This window comes from Streptomyces sp. NBC_01750, from assembly GCF_035918095.1.
Lineage (GTDB): Bacteria > Actinomycetota > Actinomycetes > Streptomycetales > Streptomycetaceae > Streptomyces.
The window spans coordinates 6,702,253-6,726,619 of record NZ_CP109137.1 but is presented as its reverse complement, the minus strand read 5'-3'; the positions used below and the strand labels follow the sequence as shown (position 1 = coordinate 6,726,619).

17 protein-coding genes are annotated in these 24,367 nt (G+C 69.6%); 3 read left to right on the top strand and 14 right to left on the bottom strand.

The window, feature by feature from the left end:
* The first annotated feature begins 99 nt into the window (after positions 1-99).
* The gene (locus OG966_RS30585; protein WP_326653187.1) at positions 100-1,632 is read left to right on the top strand and encodes a COG1470 family protein; all 1,533 of its coding nucleotides are present in this window, start codon (positions 100-102) and stop codon (positions 1,630-1,632) included.
* Positions 1,633-1,686: 54 nt separating this feature from the next.
* Here OG966_RS30585 and OG966_RS30580 read toward each other — a convergent pair whose 3' ends face one another.
* The 3 genes from OG966_RS30580 to OG966_RS30570 form a co-directional block, all read right to left on the bottom strand.
* Positions 1,687-3,681, bottom strand: coding sequence for an ATP-binding protein (locus OG966_RS30580; RefSeq protein ID WP_326653186.1), 1,995 nt, complete (start codon positions 3,679-3,681; stop codon positions 1,687-1,689).
* A complete protein-coding gene (locus OG966_RS30575) occupies positions 3,678-4,352 on the bottom strand; it encodes a DUF4255 domain-containing protein (protein WP_326653185.1) in 675 nt (224 codons plus the stop codon). Before OG966_RS30575 ends, OG966_RS30580 begins: the two co-directional genes overlap by 4 nt.
* Positions 4,353-4,549: 197 nt before the next feature.
* Positions 4,550-5,188 carry a helix-turn-helix transcriptional regulator gene (locus tag OG966_RS30570; RefSeq protein WP_326653184.1) on the bottom strand — a complete coding sequence of 213 codons (639 nt, stop codon included), beginning with the start codon at positions 5,186-5,188 and terminating at the stop codon, positions 4,550-4,552.
* A 133-nt stretch (positions 5,189-5,321) separates the two neighbouring features.
* On the opposite strand from OG966_RS30570, the gene OG966_RS30565 reads away from it, so the two are divergent.
* Complete coding sequence (locus OG966_RS30565; RefSeq protein WP_326653183.1) at positions 5,322-8,129, top strand: AAA family ATPase; 2,808 nt, start codon at positions 5,322-5,324, stop codon at positions 8,127-8,129.
* Positions 8,130-8,607: 478 nt separating this feature from the next.
* Here OG966_RS30565 and OG966_RS30560 read toward each other — a convergent pair whose 3' ends face one another.
* From OG966_RS30560 to OG966_RS40950, 6 genes are all read right to left on the bottom strand, one after another.
* Positions 8,608-12,621, bottom strand: a complete 4,014-nt coding sequence (locus OG966_RS30560) for a molybdopterin-dependent oxidoreductase (RefSeq protein ID WP_442806820.1) — start codon at positions 12,619-12,621, stop codon at positions 8,608-8,610.
* A 323-nt stretch (positions 12,622-12,944) separates the two neighbouring features.
* Positions 12,945-14,129: an amidohydrolase family protein gene (locus OG966_RS30555; protein WP_326653182.1), complete on the bottom strand. Its 1,185-nt coding sequence runs from the start codon at positions 14,127-14,129 to the stop codon at positions 12,945-12,947.
* A complete protein-coding gene (locus OG966_RS30550) occupies positions 14,126-15,265 on the bottom strand; it encodes an MAB_1171c family putative transporter (protein WP_326653181.1) in 1,140 nt (379 codons plus the stop codon). The genes OG966_RS30555 and OG966_RS30550 overlap by 4 nt, the downstream gene beginning before the upstream one ends.
* Positions 15,265-15,786 carry a hypothetical protein gene (locus tag OG966_RS30545; protein ID WP_326653179.1) on the bottom strand — a complete coding sequence of 174 codons (522 nt, stop codon included), beginning with the start codon at positions 15,784-15,786 and terminating at the stop codon, positions 15,265-15,267. The genes OG966_RS30550 and OG966_RS30545 overlap by 1 nt, the downstream gene beginning before the upstream one ends.
* 11 nt (positions 15,787-15,797) lie before the next feature.
* On the bottom strand, positions 15,798-16,268 hold the full coding sequence (locus tag OG966_RS30540) for a hypothetical protein (RefSeq protein WP_326653178.1): 471 nt from the start codon (positions 16,266-16,268) through the stop codon (positions 15,798-15,800).
* 645 nt (positions 16,269-16,913) lie between these two features.
* Complete coding sequence (locus OG966_RS40950) at positions 16,914-17,123, bottom strand: transposase (RefSeq protein WP_442806819.1); 210 nt, start codon at positions 17,121-17,123, stop codon at positions 16,914-16,916.
* A gap of 483 nt (positions 17,124-17,606) precedes the next feature.
* Here OG966_RS40950 and OG966_RS30535 point away from each other — a divergent pair, with 483 nt between their 5' ends.
* Positions 17,607-18,371 carry a response regulator transcription factor gene (locus OG966_RS30535; RefSeq protein ID WP_326653176.1) on the top strand — a complete coding sequence of 255 codons (765 nt, stop codon included), beginning with the start codon at positions 17,607-17,609 and terminating at the stop codon, positions 18,369-18,371.
* A 402-nt stretch (positions 18,372-18,773) separates the two neighbouring features.
* Here the strand turns inward: OG966_RS30535 and OG966_RS30530 are convergent, their stop codons facing one another.
* From OG966_RS30530 to OG966_RS30510, 5 genes are all read right to left on the bottom strand, one after another.
* Positions 18,774-20,366 carry an acyl-CoA carboxylase subunit beta gene (locus tag OG966_RS30530; protein ID WP_326653174.1) on the bottom strand — a complete coding sequence of 531 codons (1,593 nt, stop codon included), beginning with the start codon at positions 20,364-20,366 and terminating at the stop codon, positions 18,774-18,776.
* The gene (locus tag OG966_RS30525) at positions 20,363-21,163 is read right to left on the bottom strand and encodes a 4'-phosphopantetheinyl transferase family protein (protein ID WP_326653173.1); all 801 of its coding nucleotides are present in this window, start codon (positions 21,161-21,163) and stop codon (positions 20,363-20,365) included. Before OG966_RS30525 ends, OG966_RS30530 begins: the two co-directional genes overlap by 4 nt.
* Positions 21,160-22,119: a Gfo/Idh/MocA family protein gene (locus OG966_RS30520; protein WP_326653172.1), complete on the bottom strand. Its 960-nt coding sequence runs from the start codon at positions 22,117-22,119 to the stop codon at positions 21,160-21,162. Before OG966_RS30520 ends, OG966_RS30525 begins: the two co-directional genes overlap by 4 nt.
* On the bottom strand, positions 22,116-23,525 hold the full coding sequence (locus tag OG966_RS30515) for an NDP-hexose 2,3-dehydratase family protein (RefSeq protein WP_326655435.1): 1,410 nt from the start codon (positions 23,523-23,525) through the stop codon (positions 22,116-22,118). The genes OG966_RS30520 and OG966_RS30515 overlap by 4 nt, the downstream gene beginning before the upstream one ends.
* Before the next feature lie 500 nt (positions 23,526-24,025).
* Complete coding sequence (locus OG966_RS30510) at positions 24,026-24,325, bottom strand: hypothetical protein (RefSeq protein WP_326653171.1); 300 nt, start codon at positions 24,323-24,325, stop codon at positions 24,026-24,028.
* Between the last annotated feature and the right edge of the window lie 42 nt (positions 24,326-24,367).

Genomic DNA, 24,367 nt, shown 5'->3' with positions numbered 1-24,367 from the left:
CACAGCTCGCTTGCGGGGCAGTACCGGGAGTCTTGCGGGCAGCAGCCGTGCCCCGCGGCCTCTGACGACGGCTCATCCGGGACAAGTAGCGTCCGACGAGTGAGCATCTGGACCTCTCTCGAGCCCGCGTCCGCCACTGTGGACCCTGGCAGCAGCAGCACCGTTCGGCTGAGGCTGCGCAACACCGGCGATGTCGTCGACGAGTACCGTTTCGTACCGGTCGGCGACATCGCGCCCTACGCGACCGTCGAGCCGGCGACCGTCCGGCTGTACCCGGGGTCCACCGAAACAGTGGAGCTGACGTTCTCGCCGCCGCGCACACCGGACTCGACCGCCGGGCCGAATCCGTACGGCGTGCAGATCATCCCCACCGAGCGCTCCGAGGCCACCACTGTCGTCGAGGGCAACCTCACCATCATCCCGTTCACGGAGGTACGGGCCGAACTGGTCCCGCACACCGTCAAGGGACGGTTCCGGGGGCGGCCCAAGCTGGCCGTCGACAATCTCGGCAACACCAGGCTCACCGCGTCCGTCGTCGGCGGCGACAACGGTGACGAGCTCTCGTACGAGATCACCCCCGCCAGTGTGCAGATCGAGCCGGGACGCGCCGCCTTCGTCGACGCGACGCTCAAGCCCCGGCAGATCACCTGGGCGGGGCAGAAGCAGCGGCGGCCGTACGAGCTGACGCTCCGGCGCTCGGGCAGCGATCCCTTGAAGGTCGAGGGGACATATGTGCAGCGCAGTGTGCTGCCGTACTGGATGATGACCACGCTCAGCCTCATGCTCGCCCTCACCGTCGCCGGCCTCGTGCTCTGGTTCAGCCACCAGCCGCAGGTACGCAGCCTCGCGCAGGAGAAGATCCAAGAGGCGGGGGCGACCGCGCTGCCGGACGAACCAGAGCAGCTGCCGGCCCCCGAACCGGCGAAGACGGCGGAGGAAGAGCCGGCCGACGAGACCGGCGACGGTTCGGGCGGTGGAGGTGGCGGCGGGGGCGGCGGAGGCGATTCCGGGGAGAAAGCGCCCTCGGGTCCGCTGCCGATCCGGCCGGGCAACGAACCGAACCTTCTGGTGCAGTTCGCACAGGTGCGGCTGAGCACCGACCGGGGCGACTGCAAGCCCGGCCCCGACTACACCGTCGGCGTGCTGGACACGACGACCGTCGCGGCACTGAAGTGCTTCCAGCGGGCCAACGACGAGCGGACCGGCAGTACCCTCGCCAAGACCGACGGGCCCGGCAATCTGGGCAGGTCCACGATGACCGCGCTGTTGATGGAGCACTTCGGCGGTCGTTCGTCGGTGTCGCTGAAGCCGGGCGAGTCCAGCCCGGAGGTGCCGTGGGTGTGGAACATCATCATCTGGACCACCAACAGCCAGTACGACCAAGGTGATCTGGAGACGATCACCAAGTACACCGCACTCAACCTCGAGTACCTCAAGGGCAAGCAGTCCAAGCAGACAGCGGGCCCGAGCCTGCCGAAGGGGGTCAAGCTGTACCAGCAGGCGGTGGGGATCCCCCAGACCGGGCAGATCGACGAGGCGACAACCTCGGCGCTGAAGGCGGGCAAGGTAAAGAATCAGGACAAGCCCGGCACAGTGACCGCCGTGACCTGGCCGCCGGCGCCGGTGGAGTGACGTACGGCAGGCCGGCGCCGCGCGACCGGCCCGCCGGTCGGTGCCGGTCGGCGGTCACCAGCCGCGGTCCTCCATCACCAGCCGTCCCGCCTTGCGGTACTCACGCTGGGCGCCGGCCACCAGGTCGGCGGTCGAGACGGGACCGCCACGGGCCGCCGCCCCGTACGCGGCGGTGACGACCGCGCTGCGGATGGAGCCGCCGGCCAGCTCGAAGTCCCGGGCGCACGGCTCCGGGTCGATACCGTCGACGCAGGGGACATGGGCGAGGCTGTGCCGCCAGAGGGCGAGCCGCTGGGCGGCGTCGGGGAACGGGAAGTCGACCACCAGATCCAGCCGGCGCGTGAAAGCGTCGTCGATGTTGGCTCGCAGGTTGGTGGTGAGCAGGGCTATGCCGTCGAAGGACTCCAGGCGCTGGAGGAGGTACGCGCTCTCCAGGTTCGCGTGGCGGTCGTTGGAGCTGTTGACCTCGGAACGCTTGCCGAAGACGGCGTCGGCCTCGTCGAAGAGCAGCACGGCGTCCGTGCGGTCGGCCTCGGTGAAGATCCGCTCCAGGTTCTTCTCCGTCTCGCCGACATATTTGTCGACGATGGACGGGAGCTGAACGACATAGAGGTCGAGGCCGAGTTCGGCGGCGACCACTTCGGCGGAGAGCGTCTTACCGGTGCCGGAATCGCCCGCGAAGAGCGCCAGTACGCCCCTGCCGCGCCCGCCGCCCGCACTCAGCCGCCAGTCGCCGAGCACCTGGTCGCGGTGGCGGCAGCGCAGGACCAGTTCGTGCAACTGAGCCAGCGGCTGATCGGGCAGGACGAGGTCTCTCCAGCCGACGTCGGGCCGGATGCGGCGGGCGTGCCGCTCCAGGCCGGACGTGGACTGCTGCCGGGCGGCGAGCCGCAGATGGGCGGCGGACAGCGCGGCGCCGTCGAACGCGGCGAGGTCCAGCGCCGCACGGGCGGCCCGGCCGATCCCGGTGCCGCCGAGCCGGTAGGCGGCGACGACCGGCGCCAGGTCGAACCCCGGCTCCCCGGACGATGCACCGAGGGCCGACGTCCAGGCATCGAGGTCGCCCGAGCGCTGCCTGGGGGCGTCCAGCACGAGCGGGGTGTGCACGCCGTCGCACCACTGCGGGTCGTACGGGCGGGAGCCGGCCAGCAGGACCGTGACATCGTCCACCGCCAGCGCCCTTACCAGCGCCTCCGGCTTCTCCGGCAGTGACGTGACGACGAGCGCGCGGCCGGTCAGCCGCGCCTCGCGGAGCAGTTCGGGGTACGGGGGGTGCTCCCCCGGTGTGAGATGCAGCGCCTCGGTCCCGGACTCGCCCAGGGCCGCGGTGACGCAGGCCAGCGCGTCCCCATCACGGTGCTCGCGGAGGTACGCGCTGAGCGGGCCGGCCGCCAGCCTCTCGGCCAGCTTCGGGATGAGCGGGTCGGAGCCGCGCGCGGCGCCGGTGCCGCTGCCGCTGTCAGGCAGCCGTCGTACGGTGCCGTCGAGCGCCGCGTCCGGGGTGTCGTCGCCCAGCAGATGAGCGACGATCCGGTCGGGGACCCGCAACGAGCGGCTGAGAAAAGGGCGTTCGGGTTCCTCGACGGCGAGCAGGCCCAGGGCCGACAGTGGCGCGGACGGGTGGAACCGGGCCCGCGCCGGAGCCGAGTGCACGGGCACCCCGCACAGATCGAGCGCGAGCCCGGTGGTAGCCCGGCGGCGGCTGATCTCGTCATTGAGGTAGCCGTACAACGGCTCGAAGGTACGGTCGAGTTCGGGTGCCAGCGCGACCAGCAGGATGCGGGCGTCCAGCGCGGTGAGGCGTAGCCGGCCGGCCAGCCGGCGCAGCCGGTCTCCGTCGTCCCCGGCCGGCGAGTGATCCGGAAAGTCCGGTACGTCCGGCGGGTGGGGAGCGGCCGACAGCAGACGTCGCGCGGACTCGTCGGACAGATACAGCCCGCGCAGCGGATCCGCCGCCGTCGGGTCCGTGGCACCGCGCCGCTCGACCAGCAGGGCCACGGCGTCGCGCAGCAGGGCGAGCCGTTGGAGCAGTGGATCGGCCGTGATCACTCCGGCACCGCTTCGCCGGGGCCGTGGGCGGGAAGCCCCCGGCGGCCGCGGAGCTGACCAGGGCGGTGGTGGCGCTCGGGGCTGCCGTCGAGTGTGCCGTCCATGCCGCGGACGCGGACTCCGGCGCCTTCGGTGACCGGTGGTCCGGCGCTGTACTCGGGAGAGACGGGGAAGGGCGCGGTGATGACGACGTCCAGGGAAGGCTTGAGCTCGCCGCCGAGCGCGGACCAGATGTCGGCGAGCGAGCGGGCTTCGGTGTGCAGCCCGGCGACGGTGAGGGGGATGGTGAGCCCGAGTTCGGCCAGAGGGCCGGTCAGTTCCTCGGGGGGCAGGACCTCACGCGGCAGCAGGGTGGCGAGTACGGCGGAGAGCAGCCGGTGTTCGTCCTCAGGGCGCTTGGTCCAGGCGGTGACGAGATAGGAAAGCCGGTACCAGCGTGGCGGTTGACGCCGTCTCAGTACGACTCCCCGGTCGTCGCGGACCGCGACCGCACCGCGCTCGCGCCGCGCGACGTCCTCCCGGATGTCGTAGAGGTAGGCGTCGATGGTCGGGGCGTTGCGCCGGGCGGCCCAGTCGCGGGTAGGGGCGTCGAAGGCGACCTCGATGCCGGTCCCGGTCAGGGCGCCGCCGGTCAGCAGCCCCTTGAGTACCTCGTCCACCTCGTGGATCACGGTCCCACCTCGTGGATCACGTCGCGCCCTTCACAAATACCGGTGGCCGGTTGCCGGTTCGCCGCTCGGCACGGCGCACTGCACGGTCATCGTGGCCCGCGGGGCGCCGCATCCGGGAGCACGCCCGGGGAACTGTCAGGAGCATGGAACGTGCCTCCGGGGCCCTTGACCGGGGGCCGCGGGGCGGATAGGGACCCTCAGATGTAGCCTTCACGGAGGGCATATGCCACCGCATGAGCCCGATTACGGAGTTGCAGTCGGGTGGTCAGTCCGTGCATCACGTTTTTGACGGTGCGTTCGGAGTACGACAGCTTGCTCGCAATCTCCCCGGTGTCCATCCCCTCGGCCACCAGCCGGAGCACATCGACCTCGCGCGGCGCCAGACCGGACGTTGGGGTTCCGGGCAGGTTCGCCGCGCTGCGTTGCATGGTGCCGACCTGGGCGATCAGCCTGCCTATCAGGTCGGAGGGCAGGTCACCGTCACCCCGGGAGGCCGCGAGGACCGCCTGGAGAAGCCGGTGTTCGGTGGCTTCGCGCCGCCAGACGATGGCGCCGACCCCGCATTCGATGACCTGGAGCAGTTCCGGCTCGCGGATGGCGCCTGTGACAAGCACCACCCGGGTCCCGTCGGTCCGTGCGAGCCGCCTCAGCCGGGAGAGAGTGGATTCGTCCAGCGCGTCGGCGAGCAGGATCGCCACTGCTCCCGGCCGGCCGGTCATCTCGTCGACGAGCTCGATCCCGGGCTGATGGCGCAGTTGGCTGGTCACTCCGGCGGAGGAAAGCGGGTCCGATGCGTGGATCTCGACCGGGATCCTGGCGCGACTGCGCAACACCATGGCCGAACGTCCTTACCGTCGGGGGAACGCGTGCAACACGCCGAACAAGCGGTCCCCATCGTCCTGTTGTGACTGTGACGTCCACAATCGTGGCCGACCACGAGACCGACCACGAGATCGCCGGGAGCCTTGGATGACGACACTTCTCGAACGCCAGGCCGCGCTGGACCTGCTGCACACGGAAGCCGAACGTGCCAGGGCCGGATCCGGGCGGCTGGTCCTGTTCCGGGGACCCTCGGGGACCGGGCGCAGCTCGCTGATGGAAGCCGCCGTCGACCACGGCGCGCGGCACGGCATGCGCGTACTGGGGGCCTACTGCTCGGCTGAGAACTCCGGCGTCCCCTTCGCCTCCGTACGGAAAATGCTCTCCCCGCCCGGCGGCTTCGGATCCGACGACGAAACTCCGCAGGCCTCGCACCACCGCGGTTACGCCGCCCGGCTGTGGCGGCTGCTGTGCTCGTACGCGGCCGACTCACCGCTGCTGCTGACAGTGGACGACGTCCACCTCGCGGACCCCGCCTCCCGGCGCTGGCTCACCGAGGCCGTCCGGCACATGGCGCGATTACCGATATTGCTGGTGGCGACCGAGCGGAGTCAGTACGACATCACCCCACCGTCGCCGGGGTTCGCCCACGGGCTGCCGCCCGCCCGGGTGCGGGTGCACGCGCCTGCTCCCCTGAGCCGGGCGGGCGCCGAGGCGATGGTCCGCGCCACCTTCGGAGCGGACACCGCGGACGCGTGGCTGGACGGCTGTGTCCGGGCCGGCGCGGGCAGTCCGCTGCTGCTGCGTGCCCTGCTGGACGATCTGCGGGCCGTGGTCCCGGACGGCGGCGGGGCCGGATCGGTGTTGCCGGAAAGCTGTGCCGACCTGTATCCGGGGGCCTTCGTGGCCGCGGTCTCCTGGTGGCTGGACAGCGCGGGGAACGAGACCGCGACCGTGGCCCGTGCCCTCGCCGAACTGGAGGACGACGCCGGACCGGCGGACGGTGACGACACGTCGTACGGTCCCGAGAGTCTGCTCGCCGGGGTGACCGGGGCCGGAGCAACCCGGGTCTCCGGCTGGGTCACCGCGATGATCCGGCTGGGCCTGCTGCGCCGCGACCCCGTGCACGGCGGGCCCCGCTTCGCACATCCCCTGCTGCGGGAGGCGGTGCTCGACGGCTGGCCCCAGCAGCGCCGGAACGCCGTGCACCGCGCTGCGGCGGAATTCCGGTGCCGCCGGGGCGACCGTGCCGAGGCGGTGGCCGGGCACCTGCTCCGGATGCCCCGGGTCGGGCTGGCGCGTGCCGCGCGTACCCTCCTGGCCGCCGCGGCCGACGCGACCAGGGCCGGCCGGACCGGCAACGCCGTGGCCTATCTGCGCGGCGCACTCGATGAACCGCTGCCGCGCGAACGCCGGGCCGCGGCGCTCGTCGCGCTCGGCACCCTGGAGTTCACCACCGTACGGTCCGCGGGGATACCCCGGCTGGCCGAGGCGCTGCGCCTCCAGGACGTACCCCGGGACCGGGTGCTGACGGCGGTCACGCTGGGCACCGCGCTGGCCCGCCGGGGTGAGGCGCGGGCCGCGTTCGACGTACTGCGCGATCTCGGCGGCCTGCGGGAAGACCCGGTGCTGGCCCGTACGGTGCAGACTGCGTCCGCGTTGTTGTCCGACCACGACCGGGAGATACGCCGGGAGATCTACGCCCGGCTGCGCCACACGGCCGAGCAGTCCCCCGCCCTGCTCAGTCCGGCCGTACGGGCCCTGCTGCTGCGGTACGAGGCCACGGCCGGCCTGGTGTCGGCCGAGAGAGCCGTACGGAAGCTCCAGATACTCACAGCGGCTCCGGAGGATCCGCTGCTGGTGCCGTATCTGCTGGGTACCGCGGCCGCCGTGGCCCAGTGGGCCGACGCGCTGGACCTCGCCGACCGGCTCGTCAGGGCCGGCCTGGCCGATCACCGTCTCTCGCCGCTGCACCCGATTCACGGCCCCCTGATCAACGTACGTGTCGACACCGCCGCCGCCCGCGGTGAGTTCGCGCAGGTGCTGGCGTACGCGTCCGGCCAGGATCTCCCGCCGGACGTGACCGGCCGGGGCCCCAGCAACTTCCAGGCCAACTCCGTGCTGGCGCTCGTCCGGACGGACCGCCTGCCCGAAGCCCACCGGCTCGCCGACAGCGTCAGTGTCAAGGACGCGGAGGACAGCTGGGAGGTGAACCGATTCCTTTACGCGCGCGGCGTCCTCCGCGCCGCCTCCGGCGACCCGATGGGCGCCCTGGAAGACTTCCTTGAGTGCGGCCGCCGCCAGGTCGGCCGCGACACGGTGAGCCCTGTGGTCACGCCGTGGCGCTCGGCCGCCGCCGAGTGCCAGCTCGCGCTCGGCCGAGTGCAGGCGGCCCTCGTCCTCGCAGCGGAGGAGCACCGGCTCGCCTGCGTGTGGGGCACCCCTCGCGTGGTGGGCCGCGCGCTGCGGGTTCTGGGTGAGGCCACTGGGGGCCGGCGCGGCCTGGAACTCACCGGCCAGGCCGTCGACATCCTGCGGGACACCTCGCTGGACACGGAGCTGGGCGCCGCCCTCGTCTCCCACGGCCGCCAGCTCACCGCCGCCGGGCAACCGCGACAGGCCCGTCCCCTGCTCCGGGAGGCCGCCGCGGCCGCCCAACGCGTCGGTGCCACCCGCCTCCTGACGGTCGCCGAGCAGGCCCTCCGCGGCAGCGGTGCCCGCCGCGGCACCACCCACCTCACCGGCGAAGGCGCACTCACCCGCAGCGAACGCCGTATCTCCGCCCTCGCGGCGGAGGGCCGTACGAACGCCGAGATCTCGGAGCTGCTGCACCTCGCCCGGCGCACCGTGGAAACGCATCTGACCAGTACGTACCGCAAGCTCGGCATACGGCGACGATCGGAACTGCCCAGGGCGCTGAACAGCGACGGTCCCAAGAATCCGGTGGCCGGGGCATAAGGCGCCCTGTGCGGGGCACACCGGTCGGCGGGGCGTCGCCTCCGTGGCTCTGCCGCGCAAAGGTGCTGACCTCCGTGCTTCACGCGCGGTCCGGCCGAATTTGTTGTGTCCTGAACCAATCCCTCGGCCATGTGGCTACGAATCCGTAGTGACACAGGCGCTGGGAGCTGATGCCCGCCACCCTCAGCCGGGCACCGGCCGGGATGGGGGCCGCGGGCGAATCCGGGGCGGGCAGCACCACCTTGGCGCGGGAGGCGACAGCATGCTGTCCCTTCCGGCCGCTCAGTGTCACTCCCAGGGCAACCGCCCCGGCCGAGGCCAGCGCGGCCGCTCCCGCGGCGACGAGGAACCCCCGCCGGTCCCAGCCGGGTTCCAGGTCAGGAGCTGCACCCGCCTGCCGGGCCGTGAGGCGGCCGATCAGTGCGGCCTCCGGGCACGCCCGACACTCGTGCTGAACCTCCCACTCGACCGACGCGGATCAGTAGACGTCACGGACGTACCGCTTGTCGGCGGTGAGCTGCTTGACGTACAGCGCAGCTCCGTCCTGGTCGAGGTCGCCGTAGGTGACGGTGATGTCGCGCAGCGCCTGGTCGACGTCCTTGGCCATTCGCGCGGCATCGCCGCAGACGTAGAAGTGTGCGCCGTCCTGGAGCCACGACCAGAGCTGGGGACCGTGTTCCCGTATCCGGTCCTGGACGTAGACCTTGGCGCGCTGGTCGCGCGAGAAGGCGGTGTCGAGGCGGGTGAGCGTGCCGTCGGCGAGGAAGCCGGTGAGCTCGTCCTCGTAGTAGAAGTCCGTGGCGCGGTGCTGTTCGCCGAAGAAGAGCCAGTTGAGGGCTCGGTGGCCACGGGCTCGGCGTTCCTCGAGGAAGCCGATGAAGGGAGCCACTCCGGTCCCGGGGCCGACCATCACCATCGGTGTGTCGGGGTCCGCCGGCGGCCGGAAGTGCGGGGAGCGCTGGACGAAGACCGGTACCGGGGTGTCAGCCGCGGCGTCGGCGAGGAACGGCGAGCACACGCCCTTGCGGGGGCGGCCGTTCAGGTTCTCGTACCGGACGACGGAGACCGTCAGTGACACTTGGTGGGGGTCGCTGAGCGGGCTCGACGATATCGAGTACAGGCGGGGCTGCAGGCGCTTGAGGACACCGGTCCACTCCTGCGGTGTGGCACGGACGGGGTGCTCGGTGATGACGTCGATGGCCTGGCGGCCCCAGGACCACCGGGCGAGTTCGCCCTTGTTGTCGGGGCGCAGCAGCTTCTTCACGTCGCGGTCGCCGGTGCGCTCGGTGATGAAGCCCAGCAGGGCGGGGGTGAGCTTGGTGATGTCCAGGTGCCGGCTCAAGGCGTCGGCCAGGGGGATCTCGCCGATGCCGGCGACGTCGACGGCAGCAGCAGGGTCAAGACCGGTGACGGCCAGCCATTCGGTCACGAGATCGGAGCAGTTGACGGGGTGCACGCCGAGAGCGTCACCGGCCTCGTAGGCGAGCGGAGCCTCGCTTTCTCGAGTGTCGAAGGTGAACCGGCGGACCTCCTTGCCCGCGCCGGGGAGGCTGAGGAGCCGGTTGCCGGCCAGCCGGGCAGCGGCGGGGGCCGGCTTGGCGCTGCGGACGGGTGCGGCAGCCGGGGCAGAGGCCGGGCCATTCGCCGGCGGTTCGGTGAGGTTGGTGAGGACCTGGTCGAGCCATGCGTGGGCAGAGGGCTCGTAGTCGGGCTCGCAGTCGGTGCGCGGGGCCAGGCGTACGGCCCCGAGCTCGTCCAGCCGCTGGTCCAGGCGGCGTCCGTGGCCGCAGAAGTCGTCGTACGAGGAGTCTCCGAAGGCCAGGATCGCGTACCGCCTGCCGTCCATGCGTGGTGTGTCGGCAGCTGTCAGGGCATCCCAGAACCCGGATCCGTTGTCAGGTGCGTCGCCGTCACCGAAGGTGCTGGTGATCAACAGCAGGTCGGCGGCGGGCGGTAGGGACCTGGGGTCCGTGTCATCCATGCCGATGAGCGCAGCACGGTGTCCGGTTGCGGTGAGCCGGTCGGCGGTGGCCGCTGCGAACTCCTCGGCATTGCCCGTCTGCGAGGCCCACAGGACGACCACCTCACGGCCCTGAGAAGTGGCTTGCGTCGTCGTCGATTCTTCTTCGGTCTGCGGGGCGCGCGAGTACATGCCGGCGAGCACACCGTTCACCCACCGTGTGTGCTCCTTGCTGAACGGCGCACCGGCCGGCAGCACGGGAACGCCGGGCGCGCCTGACTCCAGTCCGGCCAGGAATCCGACCAGGTACTGACGTTCGTGCTCGGCGAGCACAGGCGGTGGCGTGCTCTCCAGCCCGAAGACCGAGGCCGCGCCGGGCTGGACGGCGGTCGGCACGATCGCCGCCGGCTCCGCGGTAGCGATGTTGGGGGGCGCCGGAGTCACGGCTGCCGGTGCGGCGATCTTCGCCAGTGTCACCGCGCACACCTTGAACTCGGGCTGGAAGGAGATCGGGTCGACGGCGTCGCTGGTCACCGCATTGACACTCAGGTATTCCCCGAACAGGTCGTTCCAGTGGAACGGCGCGAAGCAGCACCCCGGCCGCACCCGGTCCGTCACCACGGCCGGCAGCACGGCCCGGCCGCGCCGGGACGCGATCTCGACCGAGTCGCCCTCCACGATTCCCAGCCGTTCGGCGTCCTCGGGGTGGAGCTCGACGAACGGCGTCGGGTTGAGCTTGTTGAGTTTGGCGACCTTTCCGGTCTTGGTGAGGGTGTGCCATTGATGCTGGAGCCGCCCGGTGTTGAGGACGAACGGGTAGTCGTCGTCAGGCATTTCGGCAGCAGGAATGTGCGGACGGGCGAAGAAGACCGCGCGGCCGCTCGCCGTCGGGAACACGGGACCGCGGTCCTCAGCCAGGTAGCGGATCGGGTTGCGGTCCGGGCCTTCGGCGGTCGCGGCGGGCCACTGCACAGATGTGGTGCGCAGCCGTTCGTAGGTCACGCCCCGCAGGTCGTAGCCGGTCTTCGGGTTCGCGGCGCGCTTGATCTCCTCGAAGATCTCCTCGGCGCTGTCGTAGGAGAAGGCGTGCTCGTAGCCCATTTCGCAGGCGATGCGCGCGATGATCCGCCAGTCCGCCATCGCCTCCCCCGGCGGGTCGACGGCCGGCTGGGCGAGGGTGAGGTTGCGTTCGCTGTTGATCAGTACGCCCTCGGTCTCGGTCCACAGGGCGCCGGGGAGGACGACGTCGGCGTAGGCGTTGGTCTCGGTGTCGGCGAACACGTCCTGAGTGATGACGAGTTCGGCCCGCTCCAGCCCTTCGATGACGGTCCTGCGGTTGGCGACCGAGGCGACGGGATTGGTGCAGATGATCCAGCAGGCTCTGATGTCGCCGTTGGCCATTCGCTGGAACATTTCGACGGTGCCCTTGCCGGATCCGTCCTTGCGTACGGTGCCGGGCTCGATGTCCCACAGCTCCTCGACGAAGGCGCGGTCCTCGTCAACCAGCACCGACCGCTGTCCGGGCAGTCCGGGGCCCATGTAGCCCATCTCGCGGCCGCCCATGGCGTTGGGCTGGCCGGTGAGCGAGAACGGGCCGCTGCCCGGGCGGCATATCGCGCCGGTCGCCAGGTGCAGATTGATCAGGGCGTTGGTGTTCCAGGTGCCATGGGTGGACTGGTTGAGTCCCATGGTCCAGCAGCTCATCCACTCCCCGGCTTCGCCGATCCACTCCGCCGCCGTGCGGATGTCGGCCTCCGGGATGCCGGTGATCCCGGCGACGGTCGCAGGCGGGTAGTCGGCCAGGAATTCGGGCATCGCCTCCCAGCCCTCGGTGCGCTCCGCGATGAACCCGGCGTCCGTGTGCCCGTTCTCGTACAGAAGGTGCAGCAGACCATTGAGCAGAGCCAGGTCGGTCCCGGGCCTGATCTGCAGGAAGAGACCGGCCTTGGCTGCGGTGGCACTGCGCCGCGGGTCGACGACGATCAGTTTCGCGCCCGCTTTCACCCGCTCCATCAGCCGCAGGAACAGGATCGGATGGCAGTCGGCCATGTTGGAGCCGATGACGAAGAAGACGTCCGCCTTCTCGAAGTCCTGGTAGGAACCGGGCGGACCGTCGGCACCGAGGGAGAGCTTGTAGCCGGTGCCGGCGCTCGCCATGCACAGCCGGGAGTTGGACTCGATCTGGTTGGTGCGGACGAAGCCCTTGGCCAGCTTGTTCGCCAGGTACTGAGCCTCCAGGCTCATCTGCCCGGACACGTAGAACGCGAAGGCGTCGGGCCCATGCTCGTCGATGATGGTCCGCAGTCGCCGTGCCGTGCTGGTGATCGCCTCGTCCACACCAGCGGGTATGGGCTCAGCCCCGCGCTCGGTGCGCACGAGTGCGGTGGTCAGCCGGCCGGGGGCAGCGAGCATGTCGGCCGTCGTCGCGCCCTTGGTACACAGCCGGCCGAAGTTGGCCGGGTGTGCCTTGTCGCCCGATGCCTTGAGCACCTTGCGGCGGCCGTCGGGGCCGGACGCGATGTCGAGGACCATCCCGCAGCCCACACCGCAGTACGAGCAGACCGTCCGCACCTGGGAGGCGCCCGTCGACGAGTCCTGTGGGGGCACCGTAGGGCCTTTCCGTTGATCGAAGCGTGCCCCGACGGTACGAAACGCCCATTACGCTGATGTGACCCCGGCCGATCATGGGTGGTAACGCTCGTCACACACCCGCTGGACCGGCATTGTGAGGGCGAACAGAATCACGCAGGTGCCAGGTGAACACCTCCCTCGGCCGATATTCACCTGGCCTCGGCACCAACCTTCGACCTGGGGGCCTGTCCACCACCCGGGGGACGGGCCGCATCCATCATCGTTCACTTGGTGACCGGGCGGCCTGCCGCGAAGATGTGTCGGATCCGGCGGAGGGCGCCCAGCTCAGTCAAAGGGTCGCCGTCGACGACGATGAGGTCGGCACGCATTCCGGGAGCCAGGACGCCCGTATCGGAGAGTCCGAGTGCGTGGGCGGGGTTCACGGTGGCCATGTCGATGATCTCGCCGTATTCGAAGCCGAGCGAGGCGAAGAACTCGAGCATTCCGACGTAGTCGCCGAACCGCGCCCCCGGCACGCCGGCATCTGTGCCGGCGATGAACCGGACACCGGCCTCGCGCATCTCCTGAATGACCTCGACCATGGCCTTGCTGCGTTCGGGTCCCATCTGCTCGAGGAACAGCTGCCAGTCCCCGGAGACACAGCGGCAGACGGAGACGTCGTTGTCAACGATGCGCCGAGTGATCGCCGGGTCGTAGACGATGCCCTCCGCGGTGCGCCAGGAACAGTGTTCAATGGTTCGGACGCCGGCAGCCACGCAATGTCCAATGGTCTCGGTGCCGTGAGCGTGAGCGGCCACTCCCAAGCTGTAGCGTGCCGCTTCCTCGACGATCAGGCGCAGTTGGCGGGGGGTGAACTGCGCCTCCCACATACGTGGACCATTCGGGGTGAGTGCGCCGCCCGAGGCCATCACCTTGATCACGTCGGCACCGGCTGCCGCGTTGCGGGCGATCTGTGCCCGGATGTCGTCGTCCGTGGTCACTTCACCGCCGAGAAAACCGCAATGACCACTGTGCGCGGTCAATGGTGCGGTCGCTGCGACGATACGAGGCCCGACTGTGGCCCCGGAGTCGATGGAGGAACGCAGCGCCACGGTGAGCCCGTCACGGTCACCGAGATCCCGTACGGTCGTCACCCCAGCGGCCAGCAGCTGCTGGGCGCGCTCCGCCATGGCGGTGGAGAGCTCGCCCGGGTCGGCGTTCGCCACCGCGCTGATCAGGTCCGGACCCGCATCAAAGGCAAGGTGGACATGACAGTCCATCATTCCGGGCATCACCGTCGCTCCGGGACACCGCAACCGGGGTATTTGCGTATCCACCGACGCGTCCAACTCGGCGGCGGTACCTACAGAGGCAATGACGCCGGATTCGACGAGCACGGCGCCGTCGACGGTCACCTGATCCGCGGGCCCGGCGATGACACGATCCGCAGTGATCAGTACCTTGTTCACGATTTCCTCTCGCGTAAGGCGTGGGATAGGGCGATGAGTTCACGGGCGTCGGCGCCCAGGTCGTTGCTGGCTGGTGACGCGATGCGAGCGGCGGACAACTCGGTGTCCGGGCACTCGGCCGTCGGCTTCAGCGCCAGTGCCTCGGTGATGTGCCGAGCGAGTCGGTCGGTCGGGCCACGGGCGAGATCGGCGTCAGGCGCGACACGCGTCAGGTAGGGGCTCAGGCGCACCAGTCCGTCGCGGCATTCGATGAGCCGGCGATAGAACCGCTGCTCGTGGGTACGACGCTGGTGGAGACGATGCCACTTGGAACCCGCCGGTGCCTGGTTCAGGACGAGTTCCGGGTAGGCGCTGGTGAGGACCGTCCACAGGGGAGTGAGCTCCTGGTGCATGCGGCGGTGGTGCACGATCGACCGCAGGCGGGTGATCAGCTGCACGCAGGCCGAGTAGCAGATTCCGATGAGGACGCTTCCCATGGCCCAGTTGGAGACGGACCAGTTCACCGTGTTGAGCACCTCGTGCGACCCGGGTTCGTCGATGCGCAGAACCACCAGGATCATTCGGTTGACCGAGGCGATCGTCAGTCCGAGGAGTCCAAGGGCCATGGTCCGCAAGCCGAGTCCGAGGTGCCGGGACGCCCTGCGCCCGTAGCGCAGCGCCCAGAGTGCGGAGGCGAGATAGGCGTAGACGAAGTAGGCGTTGCCGACGATGTAGAACGAGGCGATGGCCGGCTCCGCCATGTACGGGGTATCCAATGAGTGACCGCGCATCGTCGCAGGTGTGGCGATGATGGAGATCAACAGGGCCATCAGGGCACCGGCGAGGAGGCCGACGTTGATCCGTAGGCGCCGACGATAAGCGGCGTCCGTGTCGCGCGTGGAGGAGGCGAAGAACAGAATGAGGGCGAACAGGCCGGACATGTAGATTCCATTGAATGCCACCTTGCCGACACCGACGGCCGTGGCCGCGTCGATCGCGCCGTTGGCCTCGGAAAAGCTGAGGATTTCTCCGCCCAGCAGCATGAGCAGGGAGGCGACAAGGAAGCGCAGCACCCTGCTGTGTGGGGCGCGTGCCAGGTCGATGCCCTTCCACAGCACCCCGATACTCAGCAGGGTGATCAGAGGTACTTGGAACATCACGTCCACCCCCAGTGGGGGTTCAGTGCGAAACGCAGCGGACCGAGAGCCGGGTCCTCGGACGTACGGGGAGTGACGTAGTCGATGACCACCGCCCACTCCTGGATGATCGTCGCTACCAGTTCGGCCTCGCGTTCGTAGTCCTCGGTGTAGCAGGTGCGACGAAAGCCTCGTGTGGTCAAGTCGCCAGGAAAGTCCGGGCCGAGATCGGGGAGGTCCTCACTTATGTCACCGTCGTCCTGATGATTAGCGAGGATATGACCTATCTCGTGCAGGATAATATGATCTTGATGAACGCGCGTTGTTTCCTCCTGATAAAAGATCACCTCCTCGTTCGGCCGGGACATCCAGAGTCCAAATGGACCTGGCACCGGAAGCGCCCAGGGAATCAGCCGGATGGGTTTGTTCAGATGTTCACCGAGTTTGAGGCATAACTCGTCAACGCGCAGGCGTGGTTGAATATCGAGTTTCCGTAGCAGATGCCTGCAGTGGCGACGGAGTTCACGTTCGCGTACGGTCACGGTTTCCTTTCTCATTCTCCAGGGCTGCGATCGGGGGCGCCGTCCTGATCGAGGATCGCAATCATCTTGAGCAGTTGCCTGCGCATTACCGGCGTCATCGCCCCCGCCCTCATCGCGATCGCCCGCACCTGGTGATCCGCGAGTCGCTGCCGCAACAGCTCGTCCTCGGGGTCCTCTTGAGCGACCAGCCACTGCACCGTGATCGGCGGTGTCCCCGATGGGCGGTGGCCGTCGAAGAACCTGACAAGACCCTCCAGCACGCTCAACGTCGGGTTGGTGTGCGAGCCGTTGCGGAGCATCGACAGATAGCTCCGGGACAAGGTCGTCGGATGCGACGGGTCAGTGGTGACCGCCTTGGCCACCTCGGCGGTGGAGTACTCCCGTTGCCGCCCGTGGGCGTCGGTCCATCGCACCATCGCGAACAGCGAGTTCAAACGCTCGGCCAATGATTGCTGCTGTTCCCGGTCGCCCTCCGACTCCATGGACACTCCTCGCGCCAGTCGACCCGTCACGCCTTCAGGATGATACAGCCGTCACACTGCGGCACTTGTTGGACCACAACTCATTCCATTAAGGCTCCACTTCGGCTCCGTGCTAATATATTGGACGTCTCGCCAACAAGTGCGCCATGCTCGAGTGCGGACAGATGCAGTGATCAAGGTCGCGGCTCCGGGGTGCAGCGCGCACGTACCCCCAAGGCTCGGGTGAGGAGGCGCTTCACATGCGTATCAGCAACTCCGTGCTCGCGGCGGGGAAGCCGTGGGTGGATTCGCCTTGTTCCGAGTGGCGTTCACCACGCCATCCCGGAGGTGCTCGTCCCTGCGGAGACCCGGCGCGGTGGCGGCACCTGCCAGAAGCCGGGCTCTTAGCGGTTCGTGCACCCTTCGTACGGCCAACCCCCACGTACAGAACCGCAAGAGGATGCTCAGGAGTCACGCCCTGTGCATATACGCCGGTGCGCAGGCACGAGGCGGTCCGTCGCGGGATCGTGCGAGGCCCGGGCTGCGGCTCCCTCTCTTCGGGCCCCGGCCTACGTGCTGGTGGGGCCGAACGATGGTGGAGGGGACGGATATCAGCCAGTCGATGTCGCCGGCTGCATCTGCCCTCGCCCGGGCCGCGCGGAGCGTTCACTCGAAGGTGCCATCCGTGGCCCATCGGTGGAATCGGGTGTGCGAAGTGGTCCATGACCCGTACCGCTGGGGCCCGTCCCGCCAGGCCGTGCCGGTGCGGAACTTCCGGACGATCCCATTGCGGACCCGGTGGTCGTCCACCCGCTTCCGGCTGCGCAGAGACTCGGGCAGCAGTGGGCGGACGAACTCCCGCTCGGCATCGGACAGTTAATGACGGCGTACCACCCTGGGCCATCGAGTGCACCTTCGCCGAGGCCCGCGAGTACCTCGGCACGGGCCAGGCCCAGTTCCTCGCCGCCCGCGCCGTCGAGTGGACCTTTCGCCCTGTTCTGCCACACGATCACCGTCCTTTGGCGCGCGCTGCACGGGCACCACCCCGACGACTCGGCCGAGCTCTGTCACCGATCACCGTGGCACGTCACCAAGGCCGAGCCGTCCTTCGCTGACACGGCTGCCGAGCTCCGCCGCAGGACCAACGAAACGCGAAAGTCGAGGATGGGCGTGGGCCAGTTATCCAATGGCCCCGGTACTCATCGACTCTCGCTTCATTCCGATGCAGCATCGGATCCCTTTACTTCGCCGTTCGCCAAGCATCCGACTTCAGTCGGATGCCGGCGATGCACGCCCTCCTGTGCGTGAGATGCTTACTCAAACTCCGTTCTATTGGACAAAAGTGGAGGCTATCTCGGTATGAAATACCAGTCCACGAAAACGGTCGCGCCACGTATTCCGCATCAATTGCTCACCGAAGCCGCGTCCACTCGACCGCAGGAGCGGACGGACCGCAAGGCCATACGCGTACTCGCCGTGGAGAGCGACTCCCAGGACGCCGACCTGCTCATTCTGGGACTGCGCCGACATGGATACACGGCGGAGCAGGTCCGGACCGGCGCCGAGGCGCTCCAGCAGTACCGGAAGGCCGACCTGCTCCTCGTCGACCTGGATCTGCCGGACCTGGACGGTGTGGAACTGTGCCGCAGCATTCGGGCCGTCTGTGACGTCGCCATCATCGTCGTCACCGCCCGCGACACGGAACTCGACAGGGTCCTCAGTCTGCGTGCGGGAGCGGACGACTATGTCGTCAAGCCATGCAGTCTGACCGAATTGACTGCTCGAATAGAAGCCGTGATGCGCAGGGTCCGGCTGCAGCCGTTCGTCCCCAAGGACGTCATCGCGGTCGGCTCGCTGCACATCGATCACCGCGCCCGGGAAATCCAACTCGACGGCCGGTACATAGACGTGACCCGAAAGGAATTCGATCTGCTCTATCTGCTCGCCTCACGGCCGGGGGCTGTCTTTTCGCGCAAGCAGATCATGACCCAGGTGTGGAGCGACCCCAGAGCGAAACCCGGCCGGACCATAGATACGCACGTCAGCAGCCTGCGCAGTAAACTCGGTTCCAGCCGGTGGATCACCACGGTGCGCGGTGTCGGTTTCCGTTTCGGACCTTCCTGATTTTTTCGGCGGCAGCCACACGGCTGTTGCCCCGACTGCTGAATCCTCTCCCGGGGACTCCATCAAGAACTCCGGCACAATCCAGGCCCTGTGACAGAGGATCCGGGACCCGTCGATCAACGGCGATCGCGGTTTCCGGACCGGCAAAGCCCTTGGGCTCCGGACGACGCGCGCATGTGGCCCTCAGCGGCCCGATCGCCCGGCCGTGAGCCGTTCCAGGAGTGCCACCACCTCCAGCCGCCCCGGTAGACCCAGGACCGTCAATGCAGTGGCGTGGGCGGGCAGTTCCGCCGGATCGGGCGTCGCGGCCGGTTCGACGTCCCGGTGCGCGGCCTTCCTTACGCGTATCTGTCTGCTCCAAGGGTCGATGACGATCGCCGGACGGCGGTGACTCGGCAGCGGTCACAACGGCGGGTTGCCGTGCTTGCGGGAGGGCAGGTCGGCGTGCTTGGTGCGGAGCATCTCCAGGGACCTGATGAGCACCTCGCGAGTCCCGGCCGGATCGATGACGTCGTCGACGAGGCCGCGTTCGGCCGCGTAGTACGGGTGCATCAGCTCGGCCTTGTACTCCTTGACCATGTGGGCGCGCATCGCCTCGGGGTCCTCGGCGTCGGCGATCTGCCGCCGGAAGATGACGTTGGCGGCACCTTCGGCGCCCATGACGGCGATCTCGTTGGTCGGCCACGCGTAGGTGAGGTCCGCGCCGATGGACTGGCTGTCCATGACGATGTAGGCACCGCCGTACGCCTTGCGCAGGATCAGGGAGATCCGGGGGACGGTCGCGTTGCAGTACGCGTACAACAGCTTCGCGCCGTGGCGGATGATTCCGCCGTGCTCCTGGTCGACACCGGGCAGGAAGCCGGGGACGTCCAGGATGGTGACGATCGGGATGCTGAAGGCGTCGCACATCTGCACGAAACGCGCCGCCTTCTCGGCGGCCTCGATGTCGAGCACCCCCGCGAGGGTCTGCGGCTGGTTGGCGACGATGCCCACCACCTCACCGTCCAGGCGTGCCAGAGCGCAGATGATGTTGCGGGCCCAGCGCTCGTGGATCTCCAGGTAGTCGCCCTCGTCGACGAGTTCCTCGATGACCTCGGCCATGTCGTAGGGGCGGTTGCCGTCGGCCGGGACCAGGTCCAGGAGCGTGGTGCTCCGGCGGTGGGCCGAGTCGTCCGACACGGCCGTCGGAGGCAGCTCGCGGTTGTTCTGCGGAAGCATCGACAGGAGGTAGCGCACCTCGGCGATGCACGTCTCCTCGTCGTCGTACGCGAAGTGGGCCACACCGCTCGTCTCGGCGTGCACGTCCGCGCCGCCCAGGCCGTTCTGGGTGATCTCCTCGCCGGTCACCGCCTTGACGACGTCCGGGCCTGTGATGAACATCTGTGACGTCTCGCGGACCATGAACACGAAGTCCGTCAGCGCGGGCGAGTAGGCCGCGCCGCCCGCGCAGGGGCCCAGCATCACGCTGATCTGCGGGATGACACCGGAGGCCCTGGTGTTGCGCTGGAAGATGCCGCCGTAACCGGCGAGGGCGGAGACGCCCTCCTGGATACGGGCGCCCGCGCCGTCGTTCAGCGACACCAGCGGAGCCCCGGCCGCGATGGCCATGTCCATGATCTTGTGGATCTTCGTGGCGTGGGCCTCGCCAAGCGCCCCGCCGAAGATGCGGAAGTCATGGGCGTAGACGAAGGCCGTACGGCCCTCCACCGTGCCCCAGCCGGTGACGACACCGTCGGTGTACGGCTTCTTCGCCTCCAGTCCGAATCCGGTGGCCCGGTGCCGGCGCAGCTGCTCGACCTCGTTGAAGGAACCCGGGTCCAGCAGCAGCTCGATGCGCTCCCGAGAGGTCAGCTTGCCCTTGGCGTGCTGCTCCTCGGTCGCCTTCTCGCTGGGGCCGGCCAACGCCTGGGCACGAATCTCGTGCAGCTCCGCCACTCGCCCGCGCATGTTCTCGAGTTGGTGCCTCTCCCACGGGTGGTCGTCCAAGACGGTCATCGGTCTTCCTCCTGTGTCGGGCTCTTGGGTCGCGCCTGCCTCGGCAGCGCCCGGACGCGTCCACCGACGAGCACTGCCTGGGGCGGCAGCCGACGTACGACCTGCCGCGGCGCGGGTCCCCGGATCGCGGCCGCGGCGGCGTGGTCCCCGCCGCAGGGCACGTCCACGACGGTCCAGTCGGCGGGCCGTGACGGGGTGTGCGGCCCTTCGTCGCCGAGGTACACGTCCGACATCCAGCCGCCGACCCCGATGCCGGTCCCCTTGAGGTACGCCTCCTTGCGGGCCCACAGCCGGGCGAACACAGCCGGGCGGTCCCCGGGCGCATGCCCCTCCAGCTCGCGCCGCTCCCTCGGGTGGAGTGCCGAAGCGCACACATCGACACGCTCCGGTCGCGGTAGCCGCTCCACATCGACGCCGACCGGTGAGCAGGCCACGCCGATGAGGACGGCGCCCCGGCTGTGCGACAGCGAGAAGTGCGCAGCCGAGTCGACCAGCACCGGGCGCCCGTGCGGACCGCCGCACCGAGGACATTCCGCCCGTGAGAAGGCGATGTCCTGCGGCGCCGTCCTCAAGTACGCCGCCAGCAGCCGCCGCAGCGCGATGTGGGCGACCACGTACCGCTCGCGGTCGGCGGGCCGCCGGAACGCGTCCGCGCGACCGCGCTCGGCCTCGTCCAGCTCGTGCAGCGCGAGTGGACCGTGCAGGCCTGCCGTCTCGGGGGCGGGCAGCAGCCAGAGGTCCAGCGTCCCCCGCCGCAGCCGCGGCTCGGCCCCGAGCGGTGGCCGCTGGCCGGTCATGCGGCCCGGTTTCGTACGTCGTCCAGCAGGCGGGCCTGGCGCAGTGTCTCCTCGGCCGGAGCGGCGCCGGCGCGCACCGAGGCGACGAAGGCGGCGATCGTGGCGGCCACCTGGTCGTGGGGTGCCAGCCGGATCTCCTCATGACCCCCGCCCCGGTGCAGTTCGATCACCGGGACGAAGTCCGCCGGCGGGGTGAACGCACGGTCCACCGTGATCCGGCCCGTACTGCCCCACAGCTCGTACCGGGAGAGGTACGCGTGCTCGATACCGAAGGTGATCTGTGCCGTACTCCCCTCGCGTGTGCGCAGGAGGACGGCGCCCGAGGTCTCGACCTCGCGACCGCGCCCCCGCGTGAGCTCGGCCCCGACGACCTGCAGTCCGGGGCCGAGGAAGTGCACGGCCGCGCGCAGCGGGTAGAGGCCGACGTCCGCCAGCGCGCCGCCGCCGAGCTCGGGCCGGTGGCGGATGTCCGTGTCCGCCAGGGCCGGGATGGTGAACGCCGCGTGCAGCGCCCGGAGTTCGCCGATCGCGCCGTCGGCCACCAGGCGCCGCACCGCTTCGTGCCGCGGGTGGTGGACGAACATGACGTTCTCCACCAGCGCCAGCCCGCGGTCCCGGGCCAGGTCGAGGAGTTGCCCGGTGCGGGTGGCGTTCGTCGTCAGGGGCTTCTCCGCGAGCACGTGCTTGCCGGCGTCGAGAGCGGCCTCGACCCAGCGGTCGTGCAGCGAAGCGGGCAGCGGCACATAGACGGCATCCACCTCCTTGAGGTCCAGCAGCTCGGCGTAGCCCCGCACCGCGCGGCCGCCGAAGCGCTCCGCGACCCGTTCCGCCTTCTCCAGGGAGCGGCTGGCGACCGCGACGACCTCCGTGTCCGCATCGGCCTCGAAGCCGGGGAGCATCCGGCGCACCGCGATGTCCGCGCAGCCGATCACCCCGATGCCCACCGGTTCGCTCATCGGGCAGTCACCGCCGTCGCGTTGAGGCACGCCAGCAGGGTGCGCCCCTGGACGTTGACGTAGTGGCCGTGCCGGACCAGGGAAGTGAGCTGTGCCGGGGTGACCCAGGCGTAGCCGGGCGGCGGGTCCTGCGGTGCGTCGGCCTCGTCCGCGTCCACGATCAGACAGCGGCTCTCGGCGTTGAGGAAGCGCCCGCCCTCCTCCGAGTGGACGGCCTCGTAGCGAATACGGTCTCCGTGCGCACGCAGCACCGTGTCGAGGAAGCGCGGCCGGTCCCGCGCGTCGAGGTGGGCGTAGTTGTCCGGGGTGTACTGCACGGTGGGGCCCAGCTCGATGGTGTCGAGGAAGCCGCCCTCGACACGGGCGTGCACCAGGACGTGGGGCACGCCATCGAACTCGCGGGTGAGGAAGGCGGTGACACCCTGCCCCACCGGTTCGAAGAGGGGTTGGGTCCACCCCGTGACCTCGCGGTTGCCCGCCCGCACGGACACCGCCACCACCCGGAAATAGCGGCCGTCCTCGTGCTCGATGGCGCTCTCGCCGCGCTTCCACCGGGGAACGCTCGCGAGCGGGACACGCTCGGCCCGCACATCGTGCCGGGCGCGTTCCCCGGTGATCCAGGAGAACAGCTCGATGTCGCTGAGCAGCGCTCCCCCTCCGGTGTCCAGGTGGGGCAGGCAGGACAGCACGGTGCGCGAGTCCATGTTGACGACGTTGTCCCGGTGCAGCAGTTCGCCGATCTGGCCGAGGGTGAGCCAGCAGAAGTCGTCGAGCAGCGGCACGTCACCGGTCGCTTCCACGATCATGTTGCGGTTGGACTTCCGGTAGAACCACGAGCCGTGTTCGGACTGCAGCACATCGCCGATGACGCGCCCGCGGCGCGGACCGACGAAGTACTCGATGTACTTCACGTCCGCGCCCTTGTGGACCCTGGTGTAGTTGCTGCGGGTGGCCTGGACCGTGGGCGAGAGCTGGAGCAGGTTCGGGTTGCCCGGCTCCATTTTCGCCTGCATCAGGAAGTGCGGCACCCCGCCGAACTCCTTGACGAGGATGCCCAGGATGCCCACCTCGGGCTGCTTGATGATGGGCTGGTACCAGTCGGCGTACGGACCGTCCCCGTAGGGGCCGTCCTCCTCGGTGACGTGCAGCCCCTCGACGGTGAAGAAACGGCCGCTGCGGTGCGCGAGATTGCCGGTGCGCTCGTCGAACGACCAGCCCTCCAGCTCCGCGAACGGTATGCGGTCCACGCGGAACTCATTGACCCGGCCGCGTTCGGCCAGCCAGGCGGCGAAGTCCCCGGTGCGCAGCTGGACGCCTTCCGCGGCCGCCGCGGACAGCGCGATGCGGGACGGCAGACGCGCGTCCGCGCGCGCCTGGAGCGGAGATCGAAGGGACAGAGAAGGCATCAGAGGGCTCCCTGGGTCCGTGCGCCGGACCGCGGGGGTCGGACACGACGGCGTGGGTGAAGTCGGCGGGTATCCGCCGGTGGTGGTCGGGCCCGAAGGCCGGACTCGCCACCTGCGGCGCGAGAGCACGCGGCTTCTCGATGGAGATGACGCGCTGACCACCGGCGTCTGGTACTCGTAGCGGGCCCGAGGACCGACTCCGTGCAGCAGGTGGTCGACGATGTCCTCCACCGGGACGGCGAACCCCGACGCCGCGTTGACCGTCTCGGACCCCAGGCCGAGGGCGAGCAGCCGGTCGATGACGGTGACCACGTCCTTGACGTCGATGAGGTCGCGGGCGGCTCCCTTGTGCACCCGCACCCGCACCCGCGTCGGCGTCGGCGTCGGCGTCGGCGTCGGCGTCGGCGTCGGCAGAAGCTGGTGCTCCGGCCGGTCGGGCCGGACGAGATGCCCGAGCCGCAGAATCAGGTGGTCGGGCCCCGGAGTCGCGGAGTATCTCCTCAAGAGCCAACTTGTGTGCGCCGTACGGTGTGCACGGCGTCACCGGCGTGTCTTCCCTGCCGGGGCACCTCGGCCGGCCCGTACATGCCGGCGGCAGCGGTCGAGAGGAACAGCAGCCGCTGCCCGCCCGCCACGCACCGCTCCGCGACCTCGAGCAGCAGCGCCGCCTCGCGCGTGAAGTACGCGTCGGAGGTGCCGCTCGCCCTGGAAACCCCTGCCGCGAGGGCCACGGTGTCCGGATGCCGGCCGGCCGGCCGGCGCAGGTTCCGCGCCAGGAATCCGGTTCCCGGAATGTCCATACGTCGTCGTCCCGATCTCTGGAAGGGAAGTGGCCGGCAGGC